This is a genomic window from Facklamia sp. HMSC062C11 (genome assembly GCF_001810675.1).
GTDB lineage: Bacteria > Bacillota > Bacilli > Lactobacillales > Aerococcaceae > Facklamia > Facklamia hominis.
On record NZ_KV802403.1, the window covers coordinates 150,401 to 167,440 of the forward strand.

The 17,040-nt window shown below is 43.3% G+C and carries 12 protein-coding genes; 11 read left to right on the forward strand and 1 reads right to left on the reverse strand.

Annotated features, from left to right (window positions below):
* Positions 1-15 precede the first annotated feature (15 nt).
* The 4 genes from fumC to HMPREF2758_RS06305 all read left to right on the forward strand — a co-directional run bounded on the left by fumC (position 16) and on the right by HMPREF2758_RS06305 (position 5,597).
* Positions 16-1,380 (forward strand): class II fumarate hydratase, encoded by a 1,365-nt coding sequence (gene fumC / locus HMPREF2758_RS06290; protein WP_070609656.1) that lies wholly within the window; start codon positions 16-18, stop codon positions 1,378-1,380.
* A gap of 25 nt (positions 1,381-1,405) precedes the next feature.
* Positions 1,406-2,578: an NAD(P)-dependent malic enzyme gene (locus tag HMPREF2758_RS06295; RefSeq protein ID WP_016648579.1), complete on the forward strand. Its 1,173-nt coding sequence runs from the start codon at positions 1,406-1,408 to the stop codon at positions 2,576-2,578.
* Positions 2,579-2,706: 128 nt separating this feature from the next.
* Positions 2,707-4,098: an MATE family efflux transporter gene (locus HMPREF2758_RS06300; protein ID WP_016648578.1), complete on the forward strand. Its 1,392-nt coding sequence runs from the start codon at positions 2,707-2,709 to the stop codon at positions 4,096-4,098.
* A 164-nt stretch (positions 4,099-4,262) separates the two neighbouring features.
* Positions 4,263-5,597, forward strand: a complete 1,335-nt coding sequence (locus tag HMPREF2758_RS06305) for a DUF308 domain-containing protein (protein ID WP_016648577.1) — start codon at positions 4,263-4,265, stop codon at positions 5,595-5,597.
* Between the two features lie 107 nt (positions 5,598-5,704).
* Here HMPREF2758_RS06305 and HMPREF2758_RS06310 read toward each other — a convergent pair whose 3' ends face one another.
* Positions 5,705-8,407: a cation-translocating P-type ATPase gene (locus HMPREF2758_RS06310; protein WP_070609657.1), complete on the reverse strand. Its 2,703-nt coding sequence runs from the start codon at positions 8,405-8,407 to the stop codon at positions 5,705-5,707.
* 403 nt (positions 8,408-8,810) lie between these two features.
* On the opposite strand from HMPREF2758_RS06310, the gene HMPREF2758_RS06315 reads away from it, so the two are divergent.
* From HMPREF2758_RS06315 to rlmD, 7 genes are all read left to right on the forward strand, one after another.
* A complete protein-coding gene (locus HMPREF2758_RS06315) occupies positions 8,811-11,486 on the forward strand; it encodes a SpaA isopeptide-forming pilin-related protein (RefSeq protein WP_070609658.1) in 2,676 nt (891 codons plus the stop codon).
* A 165-nt stretch (positions 11,487-11,651) separates the two neighbouring features.
* Positions 11,652-11,867: a hypothetical protein gene (locus HMPREF2758_RS06320; protein ID WP_035392831.1), complete on the forward strand. Its 216-nt coding sequence runs from the start codon at positions 11,652-11,654 to the stop codon at positions 11,865-11,867.
* Positions 11,830-12,681 carry an HAD-IIB family hydrolase gene (locus HMPREF2758_RS06325; protein WP_006908615.1) on the forward strand — a complete coding sequence of 284 codons (852 nt, stop codon included), beginning with the start codon at positions 11,830-11,832 and terminating at the stop codon, positions 12,679-12,681. Before HMPREF2758_RS06320 ends, HMPREF2758_RS06325 begins: the two co-directional genes overlap by 38 nt.
* A 15-nt stretch (positions 12,682-12,696) precedes the next feature.
* Positions 12,697-13,047, forward strand: a complete 351-nt coding sequence (locus HMPREF2758_RS06330; RefSeq protein ID WP_070609660.1) for a hypothetical protein — start codon at positions 12,697-12,699, stop codon at positions 13,045-13,047.
* Between the two features lie 31 nt (positions 13,048-13,078).
* Positions 13,079-13,858: a hypothetical protein gene (locus tag HMPREF2758_RS06335; protein ID WP_070609661.1), complete on the forward strand. Its 780-nt coding sequence runs from the start codon at positions 13,079-13,081 to the stop codon at positions 13,856-13,858.
* A 148-nt stretch (positions 13,859-14,006) separates the two neighbouring features.
* A complete protein-coding gene (locus HMPREF2758_RS06340) occupies positions 14,007-15,395 on the forward strand; it encodes a L,D-transpeptidase family protein (protein ID WP_070609662.1) in 1,389 nt (462 codons plus the stop codon).
* Between the two features lie 76 nt (positions 15,396-15,471).
* Positions 15,472-16,842, forward strand: coding sequence for a 23S rRNA (uracil(1939)-C(5))-methyltransferase RlmD (gene rlmD / locus HMPREF2758_RS06345; RefSeq protein WP_070609663.1), 1,371 nt, complete (start codon positions 15,472-15,474; stop codon positions 16,840-16,842).
* Positions 16,843-17,040 lie beyond the last annotated feature (198 nt).

Sequence of the window (17,040 nt, forward strand, 5' to 3'; positions counted from 1 at the left end):
TTAGGAGGCAAAAACGTGGAATATCGGTTAGAACATGATTCCTTAGGGGAAGTTAAGGTGCCCAAGGATCGTTATTGGGGAGCAGTCACACAACGGGCCTATGAACATTTTCAGATTGGTCAGGAAAAGATGCCGCGGGTTTTGATTCGTGCTTTAGCAGCGATTAAAAAAGCGGCTGCTCAGTGTAATGAGTCTCTGGGGGTCTTGGATGCCGAGCGTGCCCAGCGAATCGAAGAAGTATGTGATGAGATCCTGGATGGAAAGCTGGATGATCATTTTCCTTTACCAATTTGGCAAACCGGATCAGGCACACAGACCAATATGAATATGAACGAGGTGATTGCGAATCGCTCGAATCAAGTGTATGGAGATCAGCTCTTGCATCCCAATGACCATGTGAATCGGTCGCAATCTTCCAATGATGCCTTCCCAACGGCTATGCATGTGGCCTGTTTAATGACCTGGCATCAGGGATTAAGAGCATCCCTAGTGGCAATGATTGACCAATTACATGTTCTTGAGCAAGCCTATCAAGATCAAATTAAGTCGGGACGGACGCATCTGCAAGATGCAACGCCGATTCGTTTTAGTCAAGAAGTTTCAGGATGGTCAGCCTCTTTGTCTCAGGACTTAGAGATGCTCGATCAATTGAGTGATTTTGTGAGTGAGATTGCTTTGGGAGGGACCGCCGTAGGAACCGGCTTGAATGCACCTGAAGGTTATGATCAAAAGGTGGCTGCTTTATTAAGTCGGGTCGTAGACATTCCACTAAGAACGGCTACTAACAAGTTCCATTCCTTGTCTTCTAAAAGTGAGTTGGTAGCTTTTCATGGTGGCTTAAAAGCTTTAGCGGGTGACCTTATGAAGATGGCTAATGATATACGGTGGTTGGCTTCAGGACCTCGGTGTGGTTTGGGAGAGATTACGATCCCGGCTAATGAACCGGGTTCGTCGATTATGCCAGGTAAGGTTAATCCTACCCAATGTGAAGCTTTGACCATGGTTGCCCTTCAAGTTATGAGCAATGATCTTGCAGTGGGTATGGCTCATTCGCAAGGTAATTTTCAGCTGAATGTTTTTATGCCGGTTACGATCTATAATGTGATTCAATCGATGGAATTATTGCAAGATGGTATGTTGATGTTTACCAAGTATTGCTTAAAAGGCTTAAAAGTGAATGAAGATCAGATGCAAGCGAATATGGACCGGTCTTTGATGCTCGTGACGGCCTTAAGTCCACGTTTAGGCTATGAAAAAGCGGCCCAGGTGGCTAAACACGCTTATCAGACTGATTTGAGTCTGAAGGAAGCCTGCCTGGATTTAGGGTATTTGGATGCGGCGACTTTTGATCAATTAGTCGATCCCAGCAAAATGGTATAAGTAGCGAAGAAAGGAAGCAGAAAAAATGGATGTATTTGAAGAATCTTTAAAGCGTCACTATGACCTACAAGGAAAAATTGAAGTGGTCTCACGTGCAAGCATTGAGTCAATGGAGGATTTAGCCTTGGCCTATTCGCCAGGAGTTGCTCAACCTTGTCGGGTCATTGATCAGGATCCGGATCAATCCTATGCCTTAACGCGGCGCCAACATTTAGTGGCGGTTGTCACCAACGGAACGGCTGTTTTAGGTTTGGGGAACATTGGCCCATTAGCGGCCATGCCAGTCATGGAAGGTAAGTGTGCCCTCTTCAAGCGCTTTGCCGACGTTGATGCTTTCCCCATCTGTGTGGATAGTGAGGATGTTGATGAGGTTGTAGATACGATCGCACGCATCTCAAAAAGTTTTGGTGGGATTAACCTGGAAGATATTGCCGCACCGGCTTGTTTTGAGATTGAAGAAAAGCTTAAGGCACGGTGTGATGTGCCTGTCTTCCATGATGATCAACATGGGACAGCCATTGTTGTTGCGGCTGCTTTATTGAATGCGGTCAAGTTAACTCACAAAACAATGGGTCAATTAAAGTTGGTGATTAATGGAGCGGGGGCAGCCGGGATTGCGATTGCTAAGCTCTTATTACAGATGGGCTTTGGTCAAATTATTATGGTGGATCGTCAAGGAATCTTAAATCGTGAGGATACACATCTCGATCCAGCCAAACAGGCCATTGCTCAAGTGACGAATCCAGAAGGATTGACAGGGGATTTATCTGTCGCGATTAAAGGCGCCGATGTTTTTATTGGAGTTTCTGCGCCAAAGGTGGTTAGCCAAGCAATGATTCGGTCGATGAATGATCAAGCCATTGTCTTTGCGATGGCCAATCCGGTACCAGAAATTATGCCAGAAGATGCCTTAGAAGCGGGGGCAGCTATTGTTGGGACTGGTCGGTCGGATTATCCGAACCAAATTAATAATGTCTTAGCTTTTCCAGGGATCTTTAAAGGAGTCTTAGCAGTTCGGGCTCGAGAAGTGACGGATGGTATGAAGGAGAGTGCGGCTCGCGCGATTGCTTCATTAATTCCGGAGGAAGACTTAAAGGCCGAGGCTATTATTGTGAATGCCTTAGATGACCGTGTAGCTGATGTGGTAGCCAAGGCGGTCGCAGATCAAGCGATTAAAGAAGGCGTTAGTCGCCATTAATCGTTTGGAATGAATCTTAAGAGGCTGGGGCTTAAAGCCCCAGCCATTTTTTTATGGAGTCAGAAGGATTACTTTTTTGAGGGGAATATGATAGGCTAAGGATACTTTGTTAGAAAAGAGATGAATGAATGTCTAAACAAGCTGTATCGCGAAAAGAATGGATGACTCAGGGACCAATTATGCCAATGCTGTTGACCTTGTCTGCGCCACTCATGTTTAATAATTTAGTGCGTACTTTCTATACGGTGGCGGACGGTTTGTATTTAGCTCAGTTATCGGCAGAAGATTTTGCGGCCTCCAGTTTTTCTTGGCCTTTAAACAATTTATTTATTTCGATCGGAATGGGAATTGGTGTCGCAGCGACCGCCTTAATCGCCCATTTTATTGGGTCCAATCAACTGAAGAAGATTCAAGTCTATTTAGATTCGACCTTATTTTTAACCTTGGCCTTAGGGGCTATGTTGACCGTCTTGGGAATAGCTTCCAGTGAGTGGCTCTTAAAAGCCATGGGGGGCCAAGGGAACTTTTTGCAAAAGTCGGATTTGTATTTAAAGATTTCCTTTTTGGGACTCTTCTTTGACTTTGGCTTCTTTGCTTACCAGTCGATCCTGAATGCTCAAGGGATGACTAAGACCTTGACCGTTATTTCCGCGATTTCGATGGGGGTGAATCTCTTATTGGATCCTTTCTTTATCTATGATCAAGTACCCGTGCTTTATTGGTCAGGCTTGGGATGGGGCATTGCGGGAGCGGCCTGGGCGACCTTTATTTCGAAATGGGTCTTATTAGCTTTAGCAGCCTGGATCGTAGCCAAACAATCTGCGATTAAACCTTCTAGAAAATGGTTCCGTTGGGATCTTGGGAGTCAACGGCATATTTTGCGAATGGCATTGCCTTCTGCTTTAGGTTATGGAGGGTCTTCTTTAGGGTTTACTGTGATGAATGCCTTAATTACTTCTTATGGGACCAATACTTTGGCGGCTTTTTCCATGATCAATCGGGTTTCTGATATTGTCATGCAGCCACAGATGGGAGTGGGGATGGCCTTAACACCGATTATTGGTCAGAACATGGGAGCCAAGCAATTTGACCGAGCGCATTTGATTTTTAAGCGGGCTATCCAATTTATATTAGGGATGTCGATTCTAGCATCGGCTTGTATCTTGTTAGGACAGGAACCGATCTTACGGTTGTTTATTAAGGCGGATGCTCCTGCGGATTTGTGGAATCAGGCGCGAGAGTATCTGTACTATTCTGCCTTTATCATTTTCTTTATGGGCTTATTTAATGCCTTAAATGGCTTCTTTCAAGGTTGCGGTCAGACCAAGTATTCCATGTTTATGACGATGGGACGCTTGTGGCTCATTCGGGTACCAATTGTATTTCTTTTGGGACGGTTGACGGACTTGGGATCGACGGGAATTTGGATTTCCATGTTAATTTCGAATATGGGGATCGTTGTATGGGGCTTCTATATTTATCGCCGAAATAACTGGGAGCTGATGAGTCAGATGGCTTAGTGGATGAATGAAAATAATCCCACTGCTTAGTACTAAGCAAGTGGGATTATTTTGTTGGGATGACTGGTGAGGAGTCGCTCATGTTTGAATAGGCGATCGTTTGGTCAAACCCCCAATGGGATTTTATGTTAAAATAGGTTTACGATAAAAGGAAGGTGATAAGGATGCGACGAACGAGTCTGTGGGCTTATGTGGTAATAGCGGGAGCTTTTATGCTTACAGGTGCTTTGTTGGTCTTGTTTCCCTTCGAACAAATGGATTTTCTCCTGCAATTTTTAGCGGCCTATTTAGCTTTAACGGCTTGTAGCAAGTTTTGGGATCAATGGCGGTTAAAAAGCAGTATCTTCAAAGGGGAGAAGGGAAGCTTTCCTTATCTACTGGCACTGGGTTATCTTTTATTGGGCTTAGTGATTTATTGGCAAAGAAGTTTCCTGGTGGTTTGGGTAGTGAAGCTTATAGGTGTCTATCAGCTCGGCTTGGCTCTGCTCAATCTCTTTGCTTACTATTTGATGCGAAAAGACCAGGTGCCTAGTCGGTGGGGAAGGTTGGCTTATGCGATTTTCCATTTGATTTTTGGGATAGGGTCAATCCTGACTCCCTTTCAAGGCTACCGGGCTTTGCAGTGGCTAGGGATTTATCTCTTGCTTATTGGACTGAGCTATTTAAAAGACGGCCGAAACTTATGGGCATTGCCTCAGACCTCAACTTCTCGCTGGACTTGGCGAGTCCCTTTACCGGTTGTTTTTTCTTTGTTTTTTCCACAAAAAGTATTAGCTCAAACAGAAGCAGTGGTTCAGGGTCGGATAAGTTTAGCTTCTTCTGATTTGAATCCAGGACGGGATGCGGACGTGTCAATACCGGCAGAGAAGCTAGCTTTGTCCAAAAATAAAAACCTACTCGTACAGATTCATGTGGGTAGAGATCGCTACAGTCGAGTGGGACATATGAATGTGGCTTATGATGGGATCGTTTATTCATATGGGAATCATGATGCGGCCTCAAGACGTATGATGGATTGTTTGGGGGATGGCGTGGTGGTCTTACTGAATCATCAGGAATACCTTGACTATTACCTCTCTCACAGGGTAACCATTATCGAATACGAAATTGCTTTAAATGAAGTTCAACGATTAGCTTTAGAAGCTCATTTTGCTAGAATGCAGGATCAATTTGTCCCCTGGTATCCACAATCCGCCCAACAATTAAAAGGTTTTGCCGGGAATATCATTCGCCAAACCCAGGGGAAATTTTATAAATTTGCCGCTGGTAAATACCAGACCTACTTTTTGTTCTGGACGAATTGTGTCCTTTTCTCGGAGGAGCTGCTGCGGGTGTGTGGCTTTGACGTTTTTCCATTGGTGGGTATCCAAACGCCTGGGACCTATTATGATTATCTGGAAAGACAGCGGCGACAAAATCAGTCTCGGATTGTGGCACGCCGGGTCTATAATCGCGATTTACGCGATTATGTGGCAAAAAGTAAAGTACAGAAATTATAAAGATATCAAAATAAGAGGCTGTGACCTGGTGGTCTAGCCTCTTATTTATTGAATTGATTAGTTATTTTAGAAGCGGTTCTTGAAAACTAACTGCTTTTTATGGCTAACTATCTTTTGAATTTTATGTCCCATTTGGTAACGCGGAAGAGCCATTTAACGATTTCACAGATGATGACTAGAGAGAAGGCGGCTGCCATAACAATACCCCATTCATAGCCATTCATTGGGTGAACATCAAAGAATTGATTGATTCCTGGAATCAAGATGACTCCTAATAAGAGGGCACCAGACACGATAAAGGCTAGGTTAAGCCACTTATTATCAAATGGATTGCGTTTGAAGAGGGAACCAAAGGTTGATTTCACATTATAAGAGTGGAAGAGTTGAATCATTCCTAAGGTGACAAAGGCCATGGTCTCTGCTAAGACGTGACGTTCTTCACCAACTAAGCTAGTGGTCATAGGCCCTTCAGCAGCAAACCAATAAACAAAGAGTGTAATAGCAGCTTCAAAGATACCTTGATAGATAATTGATGGAGCTATTCCAAAGGATAGGAAGGAATCTTTGGAGGTTCTTGGTTTATGAGACATGACATCCGATTCGGCACGTTCCATCCCTAGGGCGATCGCTGGGAAGACGTCGGTGACTAAGTTAATCCATAGAATATGAACGGGTTCTAAGATGACCCATCCAAAGAGGGTGGCTGTAAAGAGCGTAATAACTTCTCCTAAGTTAGCTGATAGAAGGTATTGGACAGCTTTTTGAATATTGGCAAATACTTTACGTCCTTCTTCAACAGCAACGACGATTGTTTGGAAGTTATCATCCGCTAAGACCATATCCGAAGCACCTTTGGAGACCTCGGTACCGGTAATTCCCATACCCACTCCGATATCGGCTTGTTTTAGAGAAGGAGCGTCATTGACCCCATCCCCTGTCATAGAAACAACCGCATCATTGGCCTGCCAAGCCTTAATGATACGAACCTTATGCTCAGGAGAAACCCGGGCATAGACAAAGTAGTTCTTGACTTTTTGGGCCAGTTCTTCATCACTGATTTCATTGAGTTGAGCGCCGGTTAGGACGTGCTCTTCATTGTTGGAAGCGGATGGATCAAGGATGGTTAAGCGTTCAGCAATCGCTTGGGCGGTGACAGCATGGTCGCCAGTAATCATGACGGTACGAATACCTGCACGGCGAGCGGTTTCGATAGCCTCTTTAGCTTCAGAACGCTCAGGGTCGATCATACCTACAAGACCTGTAAAGATCAGATTGTGTTCGACACTATCGCTATCAAAGCTCGCTGGGAGTTGGTCGATGTATTGGTAGGCACCTGCCAGAACCCGTAAAGCTTGTCGAGCTAGATCATTATTGATTTTTAAAATTTCATCTTTATCAGCCTGAGTTAATTCCTTGACTTCTCCATTTACTTTTTGATAACGGCATCGTTGAATCAGTTGATCCGGAGCTCCCTTAACGGCCACAAAATAACGATCCTGGAAGCTGTGAACGGTCGACATTAATTTACGATCAGAATCAAAGGGTACTTCTCCCTTTCGTGGGTATTGGGCCAGTTGATCTTGAAGGGGCATTTGATGGTCTAAGGCATACTTGACCATGGCGGTTTCGGTAGGGTCACCATTGACTTTGCCTTGAGCATCGATCTTGGAATCATTGGCAAAAACAAAGGAACGAATGAATTCAGAATCCGTATCTAAGTCATCCTTGGCGTCGTGAAGTTGACCGTCATGATAGACTTTTTCAATGGTCATTTCGTTTAGGGTTAAGGTTCCTGTCTTATCGGAACAGATAACTTGAGTGGACCCTAAGGTTTCTACCGCTGGAAGGGTCCGTACTAAGGCTTTACGTTCGGCCATAGTTTGGGTTCCTAAGGAAAGGATAATCGTGGAGATGGCTGGGAGTCCTTCTGGGATCGCAGCAACAGCTAGTGAGATAGACACTAATAGCATTTCTAATGGGGATAAGCCATTTAAGAAGACGCCCACAATAAAGGTAACGACGGCAATACCCATGATTAGATAGGTAAGGTTCTTACCTAAAGTTTCTTGGTCACGTTGTAGTGGAGTGAGTTGTTTTTGTGTGGAGGATAACATAGCCGCAATGTGACCAACCTCGGTATCCATTCCAGTTTGTGTGACAACTCCTAGTCCTCGACCATAGGTGACATTCGTCGAAGAAAAGCCCATGTTGGTCCGATCACCAATACCGGCATCGGCTTCTACTAGGCAATTAGCGTCTTTTTCTACTGGGACAGATTCACCCGTAAGTGCGGCTTCTTCGATTTTAAGTGAGTTGGTTTCGATCAGACGCAAGTCAGCTGGCACGACGTCGCCGGCTTCTAGTAAGACGATGTCTCCAGGAACTAATTCAGTGGATTTGACTTTTTGGTGACTGCCATCACGTAAGACATTGGCTTCGGGAGAGGAGATATTCTTCAAAGCATCAATCGCATCCTCGGCTTTTGCTTCTTGGATCACTCCAATCACGGCATTGAGTAAAACAACAATTAAGATAATCACGGCATCGGCAATACCTTCGCCATTGGCTAGACCAATACCAGCAGAGACAGCAGCAGCTACCAAAAGAACAATGATCATGAAGTCTTTGAACTGATCAATGAACTTTTGCAGGGTGCTTCGGTGTTCTTCCTCTTTGATGGCATTCTCTCCATAACGGGCTTGCCGTTCTTTGACTTGGCTAGCGCTTAAGCCTTTTAGGCGATCGCTTTCCAATTGGCTCAGAATTGCTTCCTTGTCTTTGCTATAGGCAAGTAATTCTTTGGTTGACATGGACTTTCCCCCTTTAAGTTTTTGTTCATGGTGGGTTCCTCAAGAAAAAAGACTTATGCCTCTTGCAACTGAACGTTGTTAAGCGGCATAAGTCTCACTCTTTACTTTAGTACCAGTAATCGGTGAGATTACTTAACGTTGTTGATACTAAAAAGGCTAGGCCTCGAGTTACTCCCCTATGAACTTTTAAATAGATTATAAGGAATCTCTTTATTAAATGCAAATAAAAACGCTCTTAATTTTGCCAAGAAAGCTTATGAAGAAAGTTTGACGAAAGATCGTAAAATGCTTTTATTTATATGATAAGAATTTGAATTTGCTTAAAAAAACATGCATTTATGATAAAGTAAAGATAACAAGTCGGAAGTAGTCTCGAATAATTGATCACATTGGAGGGATCATCATGAAAAAGCAAGCACCGATTTATTTATTATTATCAGCAGGGCTCATCTTAACGCCGATCGCGTCAACGATGACCCAAACACCCCTATTGCAAAGTGTTTATGCCCAAGATCAAGCCGTTGATTTTGAAGTTTACTTGCAAGTAGGCGAGGAAGCTCATGCGCAAAGTCAAGTCACTTATCAAATTCTACGTGAATCTGACAAAGAAGTGGTCTATGATTCGACGCAAAATATGGCTTTTCCAACTTTATCAGCGGGTAAATATATTTACCGCTTGTTTGACGACCAAAACTTCCAACGGGAAGGACAGGCCGTTGAGGTGGATAAAGTCATCCGTAAACAGTCGGGTCAGGAAGAAAGTCTGGATCAGAAAGGCGAGATTAAGAACTTAGCCGACAGCGATAATAAAGTCTATGAATTTGAATTCGACATTGAAGAAGAAGCTAGCGATTCCATTCACTATGAGATCTATCTTAAGAGCCAAGCTGCAGCGACGGAGGAGGCAGAGAACGATGAAGTGACTGCAAGTTCATCAGAAGCAGATGACCAAGCTGCAGTCGAATCGGAAGAAGCGGCTGAAGAGCCATCCTCAACGGAAGCTGACAGCGAAGTTGATTCAGTAGATTCAACAGCAAGTGCTCATTTGATTATTCAAGCACAAGACCAAGCAGGCCAAGCTTTAGCCCATCTAAAGCTGATGATTGGTAATCAAGAAGTAGAGACCGATGAGTCGGGTATGGCGAGTATCGCAGATTTGGAAGCAGGTACTTACTCAGTGGGACTCTCCGATGAAAGTCGTCAAACTTATCAAATTGAACTGGCTGAAGAAAGTCCGAAGACGGTTGATTTAGTGGCTGGTCAAGTTCAGGACTTGGTCTTAACTTTTAACCCGATCCAAGAGTCGACTGAATCCAGTGAGACCACTGAAACAACTGAAGCATCATCAACGACTATGGAATCGAGCGAAGCTGTAGAGGACTCTAGTCAAGAAAGCAGCTCAGAAACGAGTCAGGCTCCCCTTCAAATGGGGCAAGTTCGTTTTGAAGTAAAAGATCAAAGCGGAAATCCCGTTGCAGGACTTGAATTGCTCTTGGGCGAGCAGTCACAAGTGACCGATGAACAAGGGCAAGCTGTTTTTGAAGATCTAGTTCCTCAAGACTATAGCTTGAGCCTTGGTAAAAAACCTGAAGGCTATGTGGATGCGACTTTAGATTCTGATTCACCTAAAAATATTCAAATTGAAGCCGGGGATCAAAAGACGGTTTCGCTTACTTTAGCTGCCGCCACTTTAACCGGCAACCTAAGCTTGGAAGTACGCGACCAGAATCAAGAGCCAGTAGCCGGTGTGGAAATTCAAGTCACCCCGAGTCAAATGCGAAGCCAAGGGCAAAGTGTGAAAACCGATGATAAGGGACAAGCGAATTTACAAGGATTAGGCGTAGGTAAATATACTTACCAAATCGTGTCAGTTCCACAAGGATTCCAAGCCGATGATGAGACCTATGAGATTGATCTACAGGCTAATCAAAGCAACCCACAGGTCTTGAGCGTGACACGGCTCGAACAAAAAGCGAGTCTAAGGCTGACGGTTTTAGATTCATCTGGTAAGCCGGTAAAAGGTCAAAAGGTTCAATTAGGTCAATCTACCTTAATCACCGATCAGGCAGGGCAAGTGACTTGGAGCGATCTGTCTGCGGGGGATTATCAATTCCAATTACCAGACTTAGCGAGTGTTTATCGCTTGGAAGATTCAACGAAGTTCCAATTAGAAGCGGGTGAAGATAAGGAACTTACGATTCACTTAAAGGCGGCCCAAGCTCAATTGACCTTAAAAGTGACGGATGCGGATTCTAAACCCTTAGAAGGAGCAGCGATTTACCTCAGAGACGAAGGAAAGAATTATGAAAAAGTCCTAAAAACCAACGCTAAAGGACAAGTGGACTTTACCGCTTTAAGTCCGGGTCATTATTTCTATCAAATGACCCAAGCACCAAAGGGTTATCGAATCATTAAGGAAGTCCAAGAAGTGACCTTAAAGGATCAAGATGCGGTTGAACAGCTATTAAGTCTTGAAAAAGAAAGCAAGCAAAAGCCTATTGAGTCTGGTAAAACAACGACTTCTACTACGACAACCACAACGACGACCACAGCTCATCCCGATAAGAAAGTCCTAACTGACCCTCAAACGGGTGCACAAATGACTCTGCGTGGTTCGATTGCCGGTCAAGCACATTCTTTGACAGTTCGTCAGGTAAAATTAGCAGATAGTCAATTACCAGCGAATCTAAAGGGGAAGGATTATCACATCTATGAAGTCAAAGTGTACAAAAAAGATGGTAGTCTCCTCAGCCAGGTGCCTGCTAATGAATTGGTCATCCCATTAAAGGTGATTGATAGCAGTGTTAAAGCCTATAAGTTACAAGGGCAAGCACTTCAAGAGCTTCCTTTGACCATACAGAATAATACCGTTACCCTGTCTAACCAAGGTGATGGCTATGTGGCATTGCTTTTCCAATCAAAATCAGCTAATAATAAAGTGACTGTCACCAAGACTAAAGGACAAAAGACTGGTAATTTGGGTCTTCCTTCAACCGGTGAACGAAGCCCATGGGTGACCTTGCTTCTAGGATTAGTCCTGTTAGCAGCTGGGGGTTACTTTATTAAACGGAAAAAATAGCCCATAAGAGGTCCAAAAATTTTAGGCATTTTTGACTGAGCCAAGGCCCTTAGCACAAAAGCTAAGAGGCTTTGGTTTTTAGATTAGTGAGTGAGCAAGCTTACTGACAAAATCTCTTAGGAATCCTGGGATTGATTATATTTTATTAAGAAAGAATATGTTACAATGGGGAAGACTAGGAAGGCCGATGATCATATGGCCTTGTTGATGACTCTTGAGATGAATGAAGCAAAGACCAGCAGTCAACCAATTAATCAAATAGAACGTTTTATTCATCATTCATTAAAAGTCATAATAGATAGTATTTTTGAAGAATTTGGATTGAAAGATAAAGGAGAAAATAGTGGCCCCATTAAAGTTAATTGCGATCGATTTAGATGAAACTCTGTTGCGCCGTGATAAGACTTACGAGGTAGCTCGTTTTAACCAAGTCCTGAAGGAATTAAGAAAGCAATCTGTTTTAGTGGCGATTGTGACTGGAAATTCTTATGATAAGGTGAAAGACTATTTTGAGGCGTCAATACGGCCGTTTTTATATTTTGCTTGTGATAATGGAAATTATCTGGTTCAAAATGAAGTGACGCTTAAAAAAATCGGGATTCCCTATGAACGCTTCATCGAAATTATTGACTTTATTGATGAATTTAAAGGATATTATCCAGCGCTTTGTTTAGGGGATGCGACCTATGAACGAGAATCTAAGGGCGTAGGTCATGAGATCTTAGCTCAGTTTAATCCGCGAGTTCAGCGAGTGGATTCCTTTAGAGAATTGCCAGAAGATAGTCTAGTGACTAAGATTGCGATTTTGAGTCAGGATGATTTGGATCGTAATAAGGCACTGGTTCGTATTATCAATGAACGCTACGAGGATGTGACAGCCGTTACCTCCGCTGAAAATTGGGTCGATATCTACAATTGCCAAGGTGGTAAGGGATCTGCGATTCGCTTCTTGAAGGAACGCTATCAATTAAAGGCTGAAGATTGCTTGGCCATGGGAGATTCTTTGAATGATGAGTCGATGATGAAGGAAGTCCACTATAGTGTGGCCATGGAAAATGCGGACAAGGATTTGGTCATGCAATGCCGCTATCAAATTGGTAATAATAACGATCAAGCGGTTGTTCAGTTAATGGAAGACTATCAACAAACAGGAAGTTTAGACTTTATGCAGAAATACCGCACCATTAAGATTTAACTAGGGGAGGTTGAAATGGCAAAGCAATCAGCAAAAAGAAAACAAGGCTCAAAGAAGGCTGAGACCATGGTTCAAGTTGACGCTTACTTGATTCCCGAAGCTCAAGCTGCCATGTATCAAACGCTGCGTCAAGCAGTGGCAGATGAAGCGCAAGCCTTTTGGCAAGAACGTTATCATCGGGTGGAATGGATTCAAGATCCGGATGAAGGTCAGGGATTGGTGGTCTATAACGAGGCAGAAGAGCGGCTATTTTGTTTTTATCTCAACCCTCAAAACATCTCTCAGGCCCAAATTGCCCGCGATAAGGATCAGTTGGCCAAGTATCTTCTGCGTTTTGAAGAAGAACAGGGGATCCTAGAGGACTGATTGAACAGCATAAGATGAAGGAGGCGAGTCGATGGGGGATTTTGATCAACGTGCTTTTTTGATGCCAGGTCGGCCGCTACTTATTAAGGATATTGAGCGTATCTTAGAGGATTTGGGTCAAGTTCTGTTTGAATATGACGAGTTAGTCTACAAGGATTGCTTATACTTGCAAAATACCTTCTACTATTATTTAGGACGGGATTATTTAGCGCTTTGGGAGAGTCACTATGATTTTTTATCGAGTCAGTCCCGCCTTCGACAGGCAAAAATGAAGATCGCTCCTACTCAACCAGCTTGTTTGGCCAAGTATCGCGAGTTTTTTCGACTCAAAAAAGACCGTTACCGCCTAGCCTTAGAATGGGGTCAGCAAGATTCAATATCGGTCGAAGAATCACGTAAATTGCGCCAACTTTATCGGTCGTGTGTCTTAGCTTTTCACCCTTTATTGCATGAACAAAGCCAGTCAGCTCACCGATTGTTGTATGAAAAAGCGCGAATGGCCTACCGACGGGACAATCGTCAGCTGTTACAATTGACTGCCAATATGAGTCAAGAAGCCTATGTTCAGGATGATTGGCGTAATCTGTCCATGGTCAAGCTACTAGATTGGCGAGGACAGCTCTTAAATCAATTATTTGAATGGCGTTATCGTATAGGAATGAAACGAGCAGAGTTCCCCTATGTGATTCACTCACAGATCTTGAGTGAGACTCAGCGTCAGAAGATGCAAGCGTCTTTTAGGCAAGAGACACAGAGACTGCGATCAGCGACAAAGCGTAACTTGGTCTCTTTAGACCAGCTGGATCAATAGAACGTTACTGGGGAAGTATGAAGCTTTTGTGAAATGATTAAGAAGATAAGGTAGAATTCTTGAATTAGTCAAATGAATGTTTTAATATGAGGATAATTCAATCGAATAATGAGATAGGGATATTAGCTTATGTAGGGAGTGTGAATGGATGAAAAAAGCATTAACAGGGTTGGGTTTGTTTCTAGCCTTAGTCCTCGTTGTTGGTCTGGCCTATGCTGCAGGAATCAGTTATTATGGCGATCGGTTTTTAGCCAACACTAAAATTGCTAAGGTGGATGTCAGTAATTTATCCTTAGAACAAGCACAAGCCAAAGTAAAATCAGAAATTTTGGGACATTCCCTCGACGTGCTTGAGAATGGCAAAGAATTAGGAACGGTTCATCTCAAGGATTTAGAACCTGAATTCTCTGGTGAAGCGACGATTCAACAATATTTTAAGCATCAAAATCCGAATAGCTGGTTAGGCCATTTCTTTAAAGGGCAAGACTTTGACTTGTCGGTGATGACGGATGTTAAGATTGATCGTAATCAAGTGACGAGTAAGTTAGCCGAACTGGGCGTTGATAATAGCAAAAGAACAGCATCTAAAGACGCTCAAATAAGCTATCAAGAAGATCAAGGTTATCGTCTTGATAGCCAAGAACAAGGAAATCAAGTGGATATTTCAGCTTTGCGGGAGGCGCTCTTTGAACAATTTGAAGAGGGACATAATAAGCTTGACTTAAAAGATTATTATGCCAAGCCAGAAGTGACTGATCAGAATGAAGAACTTCAATCCATGATGCAAAAGATTGAAGATGCCTCCAAGGCGAAGATTACTTTGAAGATTGAAGACAGTAAGGAGACGATCTCCAAGGCTGCTATTCAAGACTGGATTTATTTTGATAAGGATAATAAAATTATTTATGATCAAGAGAAGATTGCTGAATATCTCAAACGCTATAACGACAAGTATTCTTCCTATGTAAATCCTCGCCAATTCCGTTCGACCAATCAAGGGATTGTGACGGTTCAGCCAGGGACGCTAGGTTGGTCGATTGACCGGGCAGCTGAAGCGGAGCAAATTGCGGTTGATTTGGCAGCTGGTAAAGACGTAGAACGTGAACCGATTGTTGTTGGCTCAGGTTATGGGTCTGCTGGGGATGGGATCGGAAGCACTTATGTCGAAGTGGATCTATCCTATCAAATGATGTATGTCTATATCGATGGTAAAATGGTAATTTCAACACCGATTGTATCCGGTGGGCCACAATCTCAAACAATTCCGGGTGCTTATGCCGTTTGGGGTAAGCAACGGGACACCAGCTTGAAGGGCTATAACTGGGTAACAAAGAAAGAATATTCATCGCCTGTTTCTTACTGGATGCCTTTCGACCATGTGGGTCAAGGGATTCATGATGCCCCATGGCAACCTGCTTTTGGTGGTAATTTATGGCAAACAAATGGGTCACTAGGTTGTATCAATACACCAACAAATGTGATGGCTCAAGTTTTTGACATTGTTGAGATCGGAACGCCGGTGATTATTTTCTGGTAATTCAATGATATCTTTTAGGAAGGCTGTGGCTGGTTGCTACAGTCCTTTCTTTTAGTTAAAGAAAAGAGGAAAACAAATGAAGAGAGTCCATCCCTATTCCAAAAATCAGGTTTTAACAGGACAAGTGATTGATCTAACCCATGAAGGACTGGGAGTTGTTAAGATCGATCATTATCCTTTCTTTATTCCAGACAGTCTACCGGGAGAATTTATTGAATTCAAAGTGGTTAAGACCGGCAAAAAATTTGCCTATGGGAAGTTGCTTAAGCTAATCGAAGCAAGTCCCGATCGAGTAGACATTCGCGATGATCTGGGACGGCAAAATGGCAGTTTAACCCTGCAACACCTGGCCTATCCCGCACAATTAGCCTTTAAAGCGAAATTAGTCCGTGATAATTTTGAACGGATCGGTCATTTTAAGGAAGTACAGGTTCAGCCAACCTGGGGAATGGCGGATCCTTGGGGTTATCGTAATAAAGCTCAGATTCCGGTTCAAGAGGTTAAAGGTCAGTTGGAAACAGGTTTTTACCGTAAGAATAGTCATGACTTGATTCCGGTGGAAGATTTTCAGATTCAAGATCCAAGGATCGACCAGGTGATTCGTCTTGTCCGTGACCGTCTGCGTGATTATCAGATTCCAGCTTATGATGAGAAGACTCATCAAGGCGTGATTCGCTATGTGATTGTTAAACGGGGACATTATTCGGGGCAGATTATGGTTGTTCTGGTCACTCGTCAGCGTGATTTTGATCATAAGGAGGCCTTGGTAGCAGACTTGGTCAAACAGATTGACGGGCTTGTCTCCTTAATGCAGAGTATAAACCCCAAGCGAACGAATGTGATCCTGGGAGATCAAACCGCCTTACTTTGGGGACAAGAATATTATGAAGACCAGATGTTGGGTATGACTTTTCGCATTGCTGCCCAGTCATTCTATCAAGTGAATACCCCTCAAGCAGAGCGGATGTATGAGGAGGTAGTGCGTTTGGCTCAACTGGATGGGACCCAGACAGTACTCGATGCTTATTGTGGTATTGGGACGATTTCTTTGGCGTTAGCCCAGTCAGCTAAAAAAGTCTATGCCATGGAAATTGTTCCAGCAGCTGTTGAGATGGCTCGGATGAATGCTCAACTAAATGGGATTGACCGAGCAGTCTTTGAAGTAGGAAAGGCGGAAGACTGGCTAGCTAAATGGAACCAGGCTGGCATCCACTTTGATGTGGTAGTCGTTGACCCGCCACGCAAGGGCTTAGATCCAAGTTTTGTTCAAGCCTTGATTCAACAAGATCCTGATCGGATTGTTTATGTGTCGTGTAATCCATCAACTCAGGCTAGAGATTGCCAACTCTTAAATCAAGCAGGCTATGAGATCCGTCATATCCAACCGGTAGATCTCTTTCCACAGACGGTGCATGTGGAGACTATAGCGTTGATACAAAAGATGTAAATATAGAAATCCTGCATTTTAAGCAGTTTTATAAGCATTTTGTCTTCGATAAAGATGAAGAAGGATACGTCAAAAAGACCCAAAAAAACTACATGGATGTAAGAGTAGTTTTACAACTGGTATGAGGAGACACAAGGAAAAATAAAATAAGATAAAACCCATTTTATACTTTCTACAAGAGTAGCTTAAAAGGCTGCT